The 15,202-nt window shown below is 73.2% G+C and carries 11 protein-coding genes; 9 read left to right on the top strand and 2 right to left on the bottom strand.

Translation table 11 applies throughout. From position 1 onward, the window contains the following. Positions 1–208: 208 nt before the first annotated feature. The gene (locus AB0J40_RS47245; protein ID WP_364467197.1) at positions 209–1,912 is read right to left on the bottom strand and encodes a DEDD exonuclease domain-containing protein; all 1,704 of its coding nucleotides are present in this window, start codon (positions 1,910–1,912) and stop codon (positions 209–211) included. A gap of 223 nt (positions 1,913–2,135) precedes the next feature. On the opposite strand from AB0J40_RS47245, the gene AB0J40_RS47250 reads away from it, so the two are divergent. The 4 genes from AB0J40_RS47250 (at position 2,136) to AB0J40_RS47265 (ending at position 6,570) form a co-directional block, all read left to right on the top strand. Continuing rightward, positions 2,136–3,536, top strand: coding sequence for an NYN domain-containing protein (locus tag AB0J40_RS47250; RefSeq protein ID WP_364467199.1), 1,401 nt, complete (start codon positions 2,136–2,138; stop codon positions 3,534–3,536). Between the two features lie 68 nt (positions 3,537–3,604). Continuing rightward, positions 3,605–3,856, top strand: coding sequence for a hypothetical protein (locus AB0J40_RS47255; protein ID WP_364467201.1), 252 nt, complete (start codon positions 3,605–3,607; stop codon positions 3,854–3,856). 424 nt (positions 3,857–4,280) lie between these two features. Beyond that, the gene (locus AB0J40_RS47260) at positions 4,281–5,333 is read left to right on the top strand and encodes an NlpC/P60 family protein (RefSeq protein WP_364467203.1); all 1,053 of its coding nucleotides are present in this window, start codon (positions 4,281–4,283) and stop codon (positions 5,331–5,333) included. 79 nt (positions 5,334–5,412) lie between these two features. Then, positions 5,413–6,570, top strand: coding sequence for a glycosyltransferase family 4 protein (locus AB0J40_RS47265; RefSeq protein WP_364467205.1), 1,158 nt, complete (start codon positions 5,413–5,415; stop codon positions 6,568–6,570). Here the strand turns inward: AB0J40_RS47265 and AB0J40_RS47270 are convergent. Further along, positions 6,567–7,190 carry a uridine kinase gene (locus AB0J40_RS47270; protein WP_364467207.1) on the bottom strand — a complete coding sequence of 208 codons (624 nt, stop codon included), beginning with the start codon at positions 7,188–7,190 and terminating at the stop codon, positions 6,567–6,569. The two genes, AB0J40_RS47265 and AB0J40_RS47270, sit on opposite strands and share 4 nt — an antisense overlap. Before the next feature lie 64 nt (positions 7,191–7,254). On the opposite strand from AB0J40_RS47270, the gene AB0J40_RS47275 reads away from it, so the two are divergent. From AB0J40_RS47275 to AB0J40_RS47295, 5 genes are all read left to right on the top strand, one after another. Further along, a complete protein-coding gene (locus tag AB0J40_RS47275) occupies positions 7,255–7,668 on the top strand; it encodes an SRPBCC domain-containing protein (protein WP_364467209.1) in 414 nt (137 codons plus the stop codon). A gap of 19 nt (positions 7,669–7,687) precedes the next feature. After that, complete coding sequence (locus AB0J40_RS47280; protein ID WP_364467211.1) at positions 7,688–8,890, top strand: cytochrome P450; 1,203 nt, start codon at positions 7,688–7,690, stop codon at positions 8,888–8,890. Positions 8,891–8,907: 17 nt separating this feature from the next. Further along, positions 8,908–10,188 carry an adenosylmethionine--8-amino-7-oxononanoate transaminase gene (locus AB0J40_RS47285; protein WP_364467213.1) on the top strand — a complete coding sequence of 427 codons (1,281 nt, stop codon included), beginning with the start codon at positions 8,908–8,910 and terminating at the stop codon, positions 10,186–10,188. Positions 10,189–10,406: 218 nt separating this feature from the next. After that, positions 10,407–12,653: a bifunctional SulP family inorganic anion transporter/carbonic anhydrase gene (locus AB0J40_RS47290; protein WP_364467215.1), complete on the top strand. Its 2,247-nt coding sequence runs from the start codon at positions 10,407–10,409 to the stop codon at positions 12,651–12,653. A gap of 267 nt (positions 12,654–12,920) precedes the next feature. After that, positions 12,921–15,098 (top strand): bifunctional SulP family inorganic anion transporter/carbonic anhydrase, encoded by a 2,178-nt coding sequence (locus tag AB0J40_RS47295; protein WP_364467217.1) that lies wholly within the window; start codon positions 12,921–12,923, stop codon positions 15,096–15,098. Positions 15,099–15,202 lie beyond the last annotated feature (104 nt).

A 15,202-nucleotide genomic window follows, 5' to 3' on the forward strand; every position in this document is an offset into this window, starting at 1 on the left:
CCCCCGGGCCCCCGGGCCCCCGGGCCCCACGGCTCCCGGCTCCCGGGGCCCACGGCTCCCGGCTCCCGCGCGCGGCTCCCGGCGCGCGGCTCCCGGGTCCATGGCCCCTGGCGCTCGGGTCCACGGCCCACGGCCCCCGGCCCCCGGGCCCACGGCCCCCGGCCCTCGGCCCTCGGGCCCTCGGCCCCGGCCGTCCCAGCTCCCGGTCTCACCCCACGTGCTCCAGGGAATGCGCGCTCGACACCAGATCCAGCCATCCGCGCCACCCGGCCACCGCCGCCGGCTCGGCCCATGGCTTGGTCGTTCGGACCAAGCGGACCCCCGGGCGGGCCAGCCAGCGCAACAGCACCCCCACCTCCTCCGGTGGTGCCCCGTTCAACGGGCCCGGGTCCGGCAGCACCGTCTCCGCCGAGGCCACCAGCGCCTCCACCACCGGCATCGGCGGCACCCCGCGCCGGGCCACGCCGGCCGAGGCCAGGCGGCCGTAGCGGATCACCGACAGCTCCCAGCCGCCCGCTCCGTCCGGGCTCGCCGCGATCAGCTCCGCTATCGACGCCAGCGCCGACTGGCGGTGGGCCCGGCCCAGCGCCCGGATCAGTCCCGCCAGCTCGTCGCGGTGGCGGGCCGCCTGCTCGTAGTGCTGACCCTCCGCCAGGCGCTCCACCTGGGCCGCCGCCACGTGCAGCGGACCGCCGTCCAGTCCGGCGATCAGGCCCGACGCCGACTCCACCGCCGGGACGTACGCCTCCACGCTCTGCCGGCCCGCGCACGGCGCCCCGCACCGGCCCAGCTCCGCCAGCACGCACGGGGTCCCGTTCGCCGTCCGCGGGGAGATCCGCTGGGTGCACGTCCGCAGCCCCGAGGCCCCGGCCAGGGTGTCGGCCGTCGCGCGGGCGTCCGCCTGGTTGCGGAACGGGCCCAGCACCCCCGGCCGCGGCAGGCGGACCACCGACAGGCGCGGGAACGCCTCCTCCGTCAGCCCGATCCACCAGCCCTGGTGCCGGTTCTTCGACCGCCGGTTGTACGCGGGCTTGTGCGCCGCGATCAGCCGCAGTTCCCGCACCTCCGCCTCCAGCGCGTGCGCGCACACGACGTGGTCGACGCGCTCGGCCAGCCCGACCATCTCGCGGATCCGGCTGCGCCCCTCCGAGCCCGTGAAGTACGTCCGCACGCGCCGCCGGAGGTCCTTCGCCGTGCCGACGTACAGGACCTCCTCCTTCGGTCCTTTGAAGAGGTAGACGCCCGGTGCCGACGGCAGGTCCGCCGCCAGGTGGCGTTTCGCCCGCTGCGCCACCGTGACCTCGGGCAGGTACGCCACCAGCTCCTCGAGCGAATGGACGCCCACGTTGCCGACGCGCTCCAGCAGCCCGTGCAGCACGTCGACGGTCGCGCGGGCGTCGTCGAGCGCCCGGTGCGTCGGCCGTGTGCGTGCGCCGAACAGCAACGCCAGCGCCGTCAGGTTGTACCGGCCGACCTCGTCGCGCGGCACCACCCGCCGCGCCAGCCGGACCGTGCAGACGACCGTCAGCTTCGGCCAGGCGTAACCGTGTGCTTCGCACGCCGCCCGCATGTGGGACGTGTCGAACCCCGAGTTGTGTGCCACCAGCACCGAACCGCCGATGAACTCGAGGAACGCCGGCAGCACCTCCTCGATCGGCGGCGCGTCGTAGACCATCGCCTGCGTGATGCCCGTCAGCGAGACGATCTGCGGCGGGATCACCATCCCCGGGTTGACCAGTGTCGCGAACTCGCCGAGCACCTCGCCCCCGCGCACCTTCACCGCGCCGATCTCCGTGATGCCCGACGGGCCGGGCGCCGCGCCGGTCGTCTCGAGGTCGAACACCACGAAAGTCGTGTCCCGCAAGGGGGTTCCGAGCTCGTCGAACGCGAGCTGTGCCTGGGTCGAACGCATGTGCGGGAGAGTAAGGGCAGACACCGACAGTTTTTCGGGGGTCCGGGTGGCGGAGCCCCCGGCCGGGGCGGAGCCCCGAATGAGCACCGACAGTTTTTCGGGGGTCCGGGTGGCGGAGCCCCCGGCCGGGGCGGAGCCCCGAATGAGCACCGACAGTTTCCGTTCGCCGCCGGTCCGTGTGCCGCGCGGGGCACGATGCGGGGGCGGGGCCTACCCTGGACCAATGCACCCGCAGCCGCTCGTGCCGGAGCCGCCCGAGGACCCCACCGGTCCGTCGGGCGTCGCGTCGCGCCCGGAGCAGGCTCCGGAGCAGGCTGAGGAGGACGCCGAACGGCCCGAACCGGCCACCTGGCCGGCCCTCCCGGAGCCGGTCCGCGACCGGATCGCCGAGCTCTCGGCCGCCGCCGTGGCCAAGCTGCCCGCCACGGACGTGCCCCGCCAGCTGCGGCCGGTCGCCAAGTTCGCCCCGGCCAAGCGGGCGAAGCTGGGCGGTGCCGCGCTGCTCACCGCCCTCGGCGAGTCGGCGCAGTTCCGGACCGCCGTCATCGAATGGCTGCGCGAGCACCGCACGGACGCCCTCGACCCGAACGCGGCCGACTCGGTGGCCGCGGCGGCGGCCGCCGTCCTGCTGGGGGAGTCCGGTGCGGCCGGGCGCGTCCGGCTCGTCGCCAAGAACGCCGAGGAAAACGCCCTGCGCGCCGAACGCGACGCCGCGCTGGCCCGCAACCAGCGTCTCGAAGCCGAACTCGCGCAGCTGCGCGCCGAGCTCGCCGAGGCCAGGAAGGCCGCGGAGAGCGCGCGAGGCGAGCGCGAAGGCGAAGTCGAGAAGCTCCTGAAGCGCCTTCGCGAGCAAGGCGTCCAGCTCCGCCAGGCCAAGGACGCGGCCGAAGCGGCTTCGGCGGACGCCGAACGCGGGGCCGGCGCCCGCGCGGAAGAAATCGCCGCCCTCAACGCCCAGCTCGAGCGCGAACGCCAGCGCGTCGCCAACGAACGCGCCCGCGCCGAACGCGCGGCCGCGGACGCCGACATCGCCCGCCAATCCGCCCGCGAAGCGCGCGAAGCCGACGAAGTGCGGCTCGCGCTGCTCATCGACACGATCGACGGCGCGGTCACGGGGTTGCGCCGCGAGCTCTCCCTCGGCTCGCGCGGCGCCCGGCCCGCCGACATGGTGCGCGGTGCCAGCACCGGCACCGGCCAGGGCGGCAAGATCGCCGACGTGTCCACGTTGGACCGCTATCTCGCGCTGCCGAACGTGCACCTGATCGTCGACGGCTACAACGTCACGAAGACCGGCTACCCCGAGCTGGCGCTGGCCGACCAGCGCGACCGGCTGATCCACCAGCTGTCGGCGCTGGCGGCGCGCACGTCGGCCGAGGTGACGGTGGTGTTCGACGGCGCGGGCGTGCTGTCGGTCCCGGCTTCGGTGCCGCGCGGGGTCCGGGTGCTGTTCTCCGACCGCGGGGTCCTCGCCGACGACGTGATCCGCAACATCGTGGCCGCCGAGCCCGCGGGCCGGCCGATGGTGGTGGCGACGTCCGACCGGGCGGTCGCGGACTCCGTGCGCGGCGGCGGAGCCCATCCGACGCCCGCCGCGGTGCTGGTCAGCCGCCTTTCGCGGGTCTGACCCACCGAAATTGTCGGTGGTACCGCTTACCGTCCTCCTCAAGTCAGTTCCGACGTGAGGAGGACCCCGTGCACGACACCCCCGAGCTGTCCGAAGTGGACGTCTCGCACATTTCGGTTTCCGACATCGAGAATGTCGTGGTCGACTGCGACCGCTGCGCCGTGCGCGGGATCTCCTGCCACGACTGCGTCGTGAGCGTTCTGCTCGGCGCGCCGCCCGCGGTCGTCTGGGACGCCGACGAGCGCCGCGCGGTGGACGCGCTCGCCGACGCCGGGATGGTGCCGCGGCTGCGCCTCGTCGAGGAACGGCGGACCGCTTGACGCGCCCGTTTCGTGTCGGCGCGCCGAGTGGTCGATCGGATCAGGTGAACGGTCGGTGACCGAAAGGGCCTTCCGGGAAACCCCAGCGTGTAACGCCCATCACATGTTTTCTCCCGCCCAGGTCCGATCGGGTTTAGCGGCGCTACGGAGAGTTTTTGCCGACGAGGTGGTGGACGAGCAGGCGGTCTTTTCGTAACCTGTCCGAGATCTCGCGGCCCCCGGCCGTCCGACAAGGGCGGCGACGCGGGATCGCCGCCGGACGCAGCTTTGTCGGGAAGCTGGGAACCGGAACCACCACCGCGCTGCAGCTGTTGCGGAAGAAGACGGCTCGCGCGCGGTGCGGGACAGCGGCGAAGAGGAACCCCCGACCTCTTCGCGCCCCGGTCCCCTCGGCGGCCGAGACGCAAAGGAGACCCGCGCGACCGTGCAGTCGCATCCAGTTAGGCGCGTGGTTTCAGGTGCCCTCGCGGCGGCTTCGGTGATCACCCTCGTCACCATCGCCCAGCCGCCGGCCACCGCCGCCCCCGTCCCCGTCCTCCAGGCCCCGCCCACCGGTTCGGACGCCCTCGCCCAGTACCGCGACCTCGCGGCACAGGCCGAAAAGCTCAACGAAGACCTGCTCAAGGCCCAGGACGACCTGAAGGCCAAGCAGAGCGAGCTCGACAAGGCGACCGGCGACGTCAACGCGGCGAAGGACCAGGCCGCCGTCGCGGCCGAAAACCAGAAGAAGTACCAGGCCGAGGTCGACAAGTTCGCCGGCGCGTCGTTCACCAGCGGCGTCCAGCTGAACAAGCTGTCCGCGCTGCTGGCCGGTACGTCCACTCAGGACTTCCTGGACCGCTCCTCCGCCCTCGAGGTCATCGCGACCGAGAAGAACGGCGCGATGGGCAACCTCACCGGTGCCGTCCAGCAGGCCACCGACGCCGCGAACAAGGCTTCCGACGCCGCCAAGCGCGCGACCGAAGCGCGTGACGCCGCGGCCAAGCTGACCGACGACATCAAGGCCAAGCAGAAGACGCTGAACGACCAGATCGAGCAGCTCAAGGCCGCCAACAAGAGCCTGAGCGCGCTCGACAAGGCCCAGCAGCGGGACACCGGCGGCTCGCCCACCGGGCTCAAGGCCCCCACCGCGGCCGCCCAGACCGCGCTGGACGCGGCGCTGAGCAAGCTCGGCAGCCCGTACAGCTGGGGTGCCACCGGCCCGAACCAGTTCGACTGCTCGGGCCTGATGCTGTGGGCCTACAAGCAGGCCGGCATCACGCTGCCGCGGTCGAGCCGCGAGCAGTCCACCTTCGGCGCCGCGGTGCCGCGGGACCAGCTCCAGCCGGGCGACCTCGTGTTCTACTACTCGCCCGTTTCGCACGTCGGCATGTACATCGGCGACGGCAAGATGGTCCACGCGCCCGACACCGGCGACGTGGTGAAGATCTCGCCGCTGCAGAGCCAGTACGCGGGCGCCCGGCGCCCGACGTCCTGACCTGAGCACCACGAAGGGGCGGTACCGCACAAGCGGTGCCGCCCCTTTGCTGTCGGTGGCGGCCGCTAGCCTCTGAGGCGTGCTCAAGACCCTGCTCGTGACCAACGACTTCCCGCCGCGGCCCGGGGGGATCCAGAACTACCTGAACTCCCTCGCCGCCCGGCTGCCGGCGGACGACCTGGTCGTCTACGCGCCGTCGTGGGAGTCGCGCACGGGGTCGCACGAGGAGTTCGACGCCGAAGCGCCGTTCGAAGTCGTCCGGCACCCGACGTCGCTGATGCTGCCGACGCCGGACGTCCTTCGCCGCGCGAAGCAGATCATGCGCGCGAGGGGCTGCGAAGCCGTCTGGTTCGGCGCGGCCGCACCGCTGGCGTTGCTGGGGCATTCCCTGCGCCAGGCCGGTGCGCGGCGGATCGTGGCGTCCACGCACGGCCACGAGGTCGGCTGGTCCATGCTCCCCGGGAGCAGGCAGGCGTTGCGGCGCATCGGTGACACCGTGGACGTCGTCACCTACGTCAGCCGCTACACCCGCGGCCGGTTCGCCGCCGCCTTCGGCCCGATGGCCGGGCTGGAGCTGCTGCCGTCCGGTGTGGACACCGAGCTGTACAAACCGGACCCCGCCGGCCGCGCGGAAATCCGGGCGCGGCACGGCCTTTCCGACCGCCCGACCGTGGTGTGCGTGTCCCGGCTCGTCCCGCGCAAGGGGCAGGACCAGCTGATCCGTGCCCTGCCGAAGATCCGCGAGCGGGTCCCAAACGCGGCGCTGCTCGTCGTCGGCGGCGGCCCGTACCGCAAGACCCTCGCCGGGCTGGTTGCCGAGCTGGGCCTGGCGCGCGACGTCGTGCTCACCGGGTCCGTGCCGTGGGCCGAGCTGCCGGCGCACTACGCCGCGGGCGACGTCTTCGCCATGCCGGCCCGCACCCGCGGCAAGGGCCTCGACGTCGAAGGGCTGGGCATCGTCTACCTGGAGGCTTCCGCGACCGGCCTGCCGGTGGTCGCGGGCAACTCCGGCGGCGCGCCCGAAGCGGTGCTCGACGAGGTCACCGGGCACGTCGTCGAAGGCCGCGACACCGATCAGCTCGCCGATACCGTGGCCAGCCTGCTGGCCGACCCGGTGCGCGCGAAGCGGATGGGCGAGGCCGGGCGGGCCTGGGTGACGGAGAACTGGCGCTGGGACACCATGGCCGGGCGGCTGGCCGGCCTGCTGGACGGCGACCCGGTGGCGGTCGTCCGCTAGGGCGTGTAGAGCGCCGGGTGCCGCGGATCGTCGACGCGCACGACGACGTCGGCCAGCGCGCTCGGGTCCACCTCGGCTTCGTACCGCTCGTAGGCGGGCACCGCCCAGGCGTCCGGCACGCGGCGGCGCAGGGCCGCGGGGGAGAGCCACAGATGCACGGCCAGGTCGAACGCCAGGCCGGCGCCCAGCAGCAGCTCGCCGTCGACGAGCACGACCCCGCCCTCGGGCACCGGCACGCGCTCGGCGCGGGTCGCGCGGTCGCGCTCGGCGTCCCACAGCGACGGCAGGACCTGGCCCGACCCGTCTTCGCCGAGGGGGTCGAGGACCTCCCGGCGCAGGGCGCCCACGTCGAGCCAGTCGGTGTAGCGGGCGTCGGGGTCGGTGCGGCCGTGCTCGAAGCGCAGGGACGCCGGCCGCAGGAAGTCGCGGGCAGACACGCGCAGGGCCGCGCGGCCGCGCAGGCGCAGCGGGTCGACCAGGGCGTCGGCGAGTTCCGTGGTCTCCGTCGCGCCCGCCGCGCCGTCGACGGCGACCGCGATCCGCCGCCGCCCGGTGAGCGCGTCGATGCGGTCGGTCAGTTCTTCGGCCAGGACGGCGGGGGAGATGGGGCGGTAGCGCACGGTTGACGATCCTGCACCCGTACCGGGGACCGGTTTTGTCGTACCCCGGTGGGAGGATGGCCGCATGAGTTCTTCAGTGGGGAAGACGGCCGATGTGGGCTGGAACATCGGGGTTTCGCGGACCTTGCCGTACGCGGCCGGCACGGTGTGGGACTTCCTGGTCAGCCGGGACGGCGTCGAGATCTGGCTGGGGCCGGGCGTCGAGCTGCCGCGGGAGCCGGGCGCGGAGTACGAGACGGCGAACGGCACGGTCGGCGAGATCCGCAGCTTCGTCGAGGGGGACCGGGTGCGGCTGACCTGGCGGCCGAGCGACTGGGACCACGACTCGACGGTGCAGGTGCGGCTGAGCGGCTCGGGCGCCAAGACCACGTTGCGGTTCCACCAGGAATGGCTTTCGGGCGCGGAGGAACGCGAGGAACAGCGGGCATACTGGCAGGACGTGACCGAGCGCGTGGTGGCGGCACTCGCCGAGCGCTGAGCGGACTCTTGGGGGCGGGATGACGACCGTGGAAGTGGCCGAGGACTTCGCGCAGGACGCGCACCTGTTCGCGAAGCTGCTCCGGGCGGACGGGCCGGTGCGCCGCGTGCGGATGCCGCGCGGCCTGGACTGCTACATCGTGACGGACTTCGCGCAGGCGCGGGCCCTGCTGGCGGATCCGCGGCTGCACAAGGACAACCGGCGCGCGTACGAGCTGTTCGAAGCGAAGCTCCCGGCCGGGGCGACCAACCAGGGCGGTTTCGGCGAGGCGCTCGGGCGGCACATGCTCAACACCGACCCGCCGGACCACTCGCGGCTGCGCAAGCTGGTGAACAAGGCGTTCACCGGCCGCACGGTGGCCCGGCTGCGGCCGCGGATCGAGGAGATCACCGCCGAGCTGCTGGACGCGCTGGCCGGGCAGGAGCGGGTGGACCTGCTGCCGTCGTTCGCCGCGCCGCTGCCGATCACGGTGATCTGCGAGCTGCTGGGCGTCGCCCCGGAGGACCGGAACGAGTTCTCGGCGTGGTCGAAGACACTGCTGAGCCCGTCGACGCCGGAGGACGCGCAGCACGCGGCGCAGAGCATGCTCGGCTACCTCACCGGCCTGGTCGAGCAGAAGCGCGCCGAGCCGGCCGAGGACCTGCTGTCGGACCTGGTGCACGCGAGCGACGACGGCGATTCGCTGTCCGGTGACGAGCTCATCGCGATGGCGTTCCTGCTGCTGGTCGCCGGGCACGAGACCACGGTGAACCTGATCGCGAACAGCGTCCTGGCGCTGCTGCGCGAGCCGGAACAGCTCGCCCTGCTGCGCGCCGACCCGTCGCTGATGCCGGGCGCGGTCGAGGAGTTCCTCCGCTTCGACGGCCCGATCCACCTGGCCACGCTCCGGTTCACCGCCGAGCCGGTCGAGGCGGGCGAAGTGACCATCCCGGAGGGCGAGTTCGTGCTGATCTCGCTGCTGGGCGCGAACCGCGACGGCGAGCGGTTCCCGGAGCCGGACCGGCTCGACGTCACGCGGGCGGCGGGCGGCCACCTCGCGTTCGGCCACGGCATCCACTACTGCGTCGGCGCGCCACTGGCCCGGCTGGAGGCCGAGGTCGCGCTGGCCGGCCTGCTGGCGCGGTTCCCGGACCTCGCGCTGGACGCGAAGCCGGACGAGCTGGTCTACCGGTACAGCTCACTGGTGCACGGGTTGGAGGCACTGCCCGTTCGGCTGCACTGACGACGTAGGGTCGGCGGATGGACTCCGCCGACCTGCTCGCCCTCGACGCCCAGCACGTGTGGCACCCCTACGCGCCGATGCCGGCGAAGGTGCCCTCGCTGCTGGTCACCGAGGCGAGCGGCGTGCGGCTGAAGCTCGCCGACGGCCGGGAGCTCGTCGACGGGATGTCGTCGTGGTGGTCGGCCATCCACGGCTACCGGCACCCCGTGCTCGACGCCGCGCTCGCCGCGCAGGCCGGCCGGATGAGCCACGTCATGTTCGGCGGCCTGACGCACGAGCCCGCGATCACCCTCGCGAAGACCCTCGTCGACCTCACGCCCGACGGGCTCGAGCACGTCTTCCTCTGCGACTCCGGCTCGGTGTCGGTCGAGGTCGCCGCGAAGATGTGCCTGCAGTACCAGCGGTCGCGCGGGCTGCCCGAGAAGCGGAAGCTGCTGACCTGGCGCGGCGGCTACCACGGCGACACGTTCACGCCGATGAGCGTCTGCGACCCCGACGGCGGCATGCATTCGCTGTGGCGCGGCGTCCTGCCCGAGCAGGTCTTCGTGCCCGCCCCGCCGTCCGGGTTCGACGCGCCGCCCGACGAGTCCTATGTGGACACCCTGGCCGACGCGATCGGCGCGCACGCCGGGGAACTGGCCGCGGTGATCGTCGAACCGGTCGTGCAGGGCGCGGGCGGGATGCGGTTCCACAGCCCGGCCTACCTGCGCGCGCTGCGGGAGCTGACCGAGGCCCACGACGTCCTGCTGATCTTCGACGAGATCGCCACCGGCTTCGGCCGCACCGGCGCGCTCTTCGCCGCCGGGCACGCGGGCGTGACGCCGGACGTGCTCTGCGTCGGCAAGGCCCTGACCGGCGGCTACCTCAGCATGGCGGCCGTGCTGTGCACGCCGGAGGTCGCGGCCGGGATCTCCCGCGGCGCGCTGCCGGTCCTGGCGCACGGGCCGACGTTCATGGGCAACCCGCTGGCCTCGGCGGTCGCCAACGCCTCGCTCGGCCTGCTCTCCGGCGGCGCGTGGCGCGCCGACGTCAACCGGCTCGAGAAGGGCCTGCTCGACGGCCTCGCGCCGGCGCGTGACCTCGGCTCGGTGGTGGACGTCCGGGTGCTCGGCGGGATCGGCGTGCTGCAGCTCGACCACCCCGTCGACATGGCGGTGGCCACGGAGGTCGGCACCGGGCACGGCGCCTGGCTGCGGCCGTTCCGGGACCTCGTCTACGCGATGCCGCCGTACGTTTCGACTGACGACGACCTCGCCGTGATCACCCGCGCGATGCTCGCGGTCGCGGAAAAGGCGTGAATTCAGCACATCGGGTGTGACCACGGGCACAGCGAGACCCGAAGGTCCCTCATCGTCGCGCTGAGTGCCGGAGCAAGATCCACACCACGCGATCGGCGGAGGTTGCCGCGGTGGTTTTCGCCTGAACGGTCCGGGGAACCGACCGGATGCGTACCGGGACAAACGCGAGAAATGCTTGCGTAGCGGACTTTTCGCGCGGTTTCGGCGATCCTGCCCCCATGATCGAGATCGTTCGCGGAGAACACGACACCGGCCCCCCGAGGACCCCGCGGTTCCTGGAGAACCTCAACCACGATTTCCTCGCTTCGATAGTCGTCTTCCTCGTCGCCGTCCCCCTGTCCCTCGGCGTGGCCTTCGCCGCCGGGGCCCCACTGCTCTCGGGCCTGATCTCCGCCGTCGTCGGCGGGCTGGTCGCGAGCCTCTTCGGTGGATCGCCGCTGCAGGTCAGCGGTCCCTCCGCCGCCCTCACCGTGGTGCTGGCCGACACGATCGCCACCCACGGCTGGCCCGTCACCTGCGCGATCACCGTCGCCGCGGGCCTGCTCCAGATCCTGTTCGGCCTGACGCGCCTGGCCCGCGCCGCGCTCGCCGTGTCGCCGGCCATCGTGCACGGACTGCTGGCCGGCATCGGCGTCACGCTCGTGCTCGGCCAGCTGCACGTCGTGCTCGGCGGCTCGGCGCAGGGTTCGGCACTGGCCAACGTCCTCGCGCTGCCGGGGCGGATTGCCGCGCACCACGACCAGGCCGTGCTGATCGGCGTGGTCACCCTCGCGGTGCTGCTGGCCTGGCCACGGCTGCCCAAGGCCGTCCGCCGCGTCCCCGCGCCGCTGGCGGCGGTCGCGCTGGCCACCGGGCTGTCCGTCCTGACCGGCATGTCCCTGCCGCGCGTCGACCTCCCGGCCGGGCTGCCCGCGCTGCACGTCGTGCCGCGGCTGCCGGACGGCGGCTGGGGGAGCTTCGTCGTCGCCGCCGTCACCATCGCGCTCATCGCCGGCCTGGAGAGCCTGCTGTCCGCGGTGTCGGTGGACAAGCTGCGCGGCGGCCCGCGCACCGACCTCGACCGCGAGCTCGTCGGGCAGGGCGCGGCGAACGTCGCCGCCGGCGCGCTCGGCGGGTTCCCGGTCACCGGCGTCATCGTGCGCAGCATGACCAACTACGAGGCCGGGGCGCGCACCCGCGCGTCGGCGATCCTGCACTGCTGCTGGATCCTCGCCGCCTGCCTGCTGCTGACCGGCGTGCTGCGGCTGATCCCCCTCGCGGCGCTCGCCGCGCTGCTGGTGTACGTCGGGACGAAGCTGGTGAACCTGCACGGGCTCAAGGAAGTCCGGCGCCACGGCGACCTGCCGGTGTACGGCGTGACGCTGGCCGGCGCGGTCGCGGTCAACCTGCTCACCGGCGTCGCGGCGGGGATCCTGCTGGCGCTCGCGATGATGCTGCGGCGGATGATCTTCTCCGGCATTCACGTCGAAAGGGAAAGCACGGGGCGGGACGGCGACCGCCACCGCGTCGTGATCGAAGGCGCGCTGACGTTCCTGTCCGTGCCGCGGCTGACCCGGGTGCTCGCCGACGTGCCGCCGCACGCCGAGGTCACCCTCGAGCTGCTCGTCGACTACCTCGACCACGCCGCGTTCGACTGCCTGCGCGGCTGGCAGCAGGCGCACGCCGGGCCGGTGACGGTCGACGAGATCGGGCACCCGTGGTTCGAACGCGGCACCGCGGGCGCGCCGACCGTGCGCCGCAGCGTCGCCGCGCGCGTCGTCCCGCGGTGGCTCGCGCCGTGGTCGCAGTGGCAGGCCGAGCACGTCGTGCTGCCCGCCCAGCGCACGGCCAGTTCCCTGTTGTGCCGTGGTGCTTCGGAGTTCCAGCGCCGGACGGCACCGCTGCTGCGCGAGACGTGGGACGGGCTGGCGCACGGCCAGCAGCCGCACACGCTGTTCATCACCTGCGGCGACGCGCGGATCGTGCCGAACCTCATCACGACCAGTGGGCCGGGTGACCTGTTCACCGTGCGGAACATCGGCAACCTCGTCCCGCCCGCCGACGGCGACGACTCGTCGGTCGGCGCGGCGATCGAGTACGCCGTCGGGGTGCTGGGCGTCGCGGAGATCGTGGTGTGCGGGCATTCCGGGTGCGGGGCGATGAAGGCGTTGCTCGGCCAGGCGCCGGACGGGCTGGTGCAGCTCGGCAGCTGGTTGCGACACGGCGAAGCGACGCTGCGTCGGCGGAGCCGTGAGGCGCCGCTGCTGCTCGGCGGCGAGCGTCCGGCCGCCGAGGCCGACCAGCTCGCGCTGCAGAACGTGGTGCAGCAGCTGGAAACCCTGCGCGGCTACCCGGTGGTCGCCGCGGCGCTGGCGCGCGGTGGGCTCCGGCTGACGGGCATGTACTTCGACGTCGGCGCCGCGCAAGTGTCCCTTTTGGACGATGCCGCGCGCGGGTTCGTCCCGGCCGGTGCCCTGGAGCACTGACCCGAGCGCCCCAATGTGGCCTTCGGTGCGTCAGACGCACCGAAGGCCACATTGGGTGCGTCTGACGCAACCAAGGCCACATTGGGGCGCTTGTGCCGGTGAGCGGAAACCCTTGTGTGGTACGGGATTCAACTGTCGCCCGACAGATTTGATCTTGTGAACGGCGGGTTAACTGCCTGTCCGATTTGTGACGTTCAGGCTAAATGTGGCCAGTTGTTCACCCGATCGAGTGGTGCATAGCGGACATTTCACACGATTTCCGGTTGCATGGTGATCATGAGACCCCTCGCCGTGCTCCGCCACGACCTGCCGGCCTCACTGGTCGTCTTCCTCGTCGCTGTCCCCCTGTCCCTCGGTATCGCCCTCGCTTCGGGCGCGCCGGTCGCCGCCGGGCTCGTCGCCGCCGTCGTCGGCGGCATCGTCGCCGGCGCGCTCGGCGGCTCCGCGCTCCAGGTGAGCGGGCCCGCCGCCGGCCTGACCGTCGTCATGGCCGAAACCATCCAGACGTTCGGCTGGGTCGTCACCTGCGCGATCACCGTCGCCGCCGGGGCGTGTCAGATCCTGCTCGGGCTGAGCCGCATCGCCCGCGCCGCGCTGGCCATCTCGCCGGCCATCGTGCACGGCATGCTGGCCGGCATCGGCGTCACGATCGTGCTCGGCCAGCTGCACGTCATCCTCGGCGGCAAGGCCCAGAGCTCCGCGCTCGAGAACATCGCCGAGCTGCCCGGCCAGCTCGTCGCCCACCACGACTCCGCCGCGCTGATCGGCCTGCTCACCATCGCGATCCTGCTCGTCTGGCCGCGGCTGCCGAAGGCCGTGCAGCGCGTTCCCGGCCCCCTGGCCGCGATCGCCGTCGCCACCGTCCTGTCCGTCGTCACCGGGATGACGCTGCCGCGCGTCGAACTGCCCGGTGACCTGCTGAACGTCCACCTGGTCCCGCAGCTGCCGGACGGCGGCTGGGGCGGGTTCGCGCTCGCCGTCGTCACCATCGCGCTGATCGCCAGCGTCGAAAGCCTGCTCTCGGCGGTCGCGGTCGACCGCATGCACACGGGCCCGCGCGCCAACCTGGATCGCGAGCTCGTCGGTCAGGGCGCGGCCAACATGGTCTCCGGCGCCCTGGGCGGCCTGCCGGTCACCGGCGTCATCGTCCGCAGCTCCACCAACGTGGCGGCCGGCGCGCGGACCCGGGCGTCCGCGGTGCTGCACGGCGTCTGGGTGCTGCTGTTCGTCGTCCTGCTCGCCGGGCTGATCCAGAGCATCCCGCTGGCCGCGCTGGCCGGGCTGCTGGTGCACGTCGGCGCGAAGCTGGTCAACCCCGGGCACATGAAGACCGTCTTCGCGCACGGCGACCTGCCCGTCTACCTGCTCACCCTCGGCGGCGTCGTGGTGTTCGACCTGCTCACCGGAGTGCTCGCGGGCATCGGGCTGGCGCTGGTGCTGATGCTGCGCCGCACGTTGTGGTCGGGCATTCACGTTGAACATGAGGAGGACGCCTGGCGCGTGGTCGTCGAAGGCGTCCTGACGTTCCTGTCGGTGCCGCGGCTGTCGAAGATCCTCGGCGGCATCCCGGCCGGGGTGCCGGTGCGGCTGGAGCTGGTCGTCGACTACCTCGACCACGCCGCGTTCGAGAGCCTGCACACCTGGCAGCAGGCGCACGAGCGGGCCGGCGGCACGGTCGACGTCGACGAGGTCGGCCACCCGTGGTTCGGCGAAGGCAAGGCCGGGCGGCCGACGCGGTCCCGGCTGGCCGCGAGCCGGGCGGTGCCGCGCTGGCTCGCGCCGTGGTCGGAATGGCAGGCGGTGGAAGGCATCCCGGCCCAGCAGACCCGCCGCGGCGCGACGGAGTTCCACCGCCGGGCGGCCCCGCTGCTGCGCGACACGCTGTCCGGCCTCGCGGACGGCCAGCGCCCCCGCACCCTGTTCATCACCTGCGGCGACTCCCGGATCGTGCCGAACCTGATCACGACGAGCGGCCCCGGCGACCTGTTCACCATCCGCAACATCGGCAACCTGGTGCCGCCGGGCCAGGCGGACCCGTCGATGAACGCGTCGATCGAGTACGCGGTCGGGGTGCTCGGCGTCGAGGAGATCGTGGTGTGCGGCCATTCCGGCTGCGGCGCGATGGCGGCGCTGGCCGAGGGGCCGCCCGCGGGGCCGCTGTCGGTCTGGCTGAGGCACGCGGAGCCGAGCGCGCACCGGACCGGATCGGCCACTTTGGACGGTGGGGTGCCCGACCGCGAGGGGGATCGGCTGGCGCTGCACAACGTGCTGCAGCAGCTGGAGCACCTGCGGGAGTACCCGTCGGTGGCGGCCGCCGAAGCGGCGGGGAAGGTCCAGCTGACCGGGATGTACTTCGCAGTCGGGACGGCCCAGGTGTACCTGTTCGACCCGGCGGAGCGGACGTTCCGGCCGGCCGGCGCCACGGCGGTGGTGCCGGGCGCCTGACCCGGCCGCCGCGGTCGTGGGGGGGTGGGGGGGGGGGGGTGAGCCCCCCCCCCCCACCACACACCCCGCCCCCCGCCCCCCCCCCGAGGGGGGGGGCCCCCCGC

Origin of the sequence: Amycolatopsis sp. NPDC049691, from assembly GCF_040675005.1 — a bacterium.
Lineage (GTDB): Bacteria > Actinomycetota > Actinomycetes > Mycobacteriales > Pseudonocardiaceae > Amycolatopsis.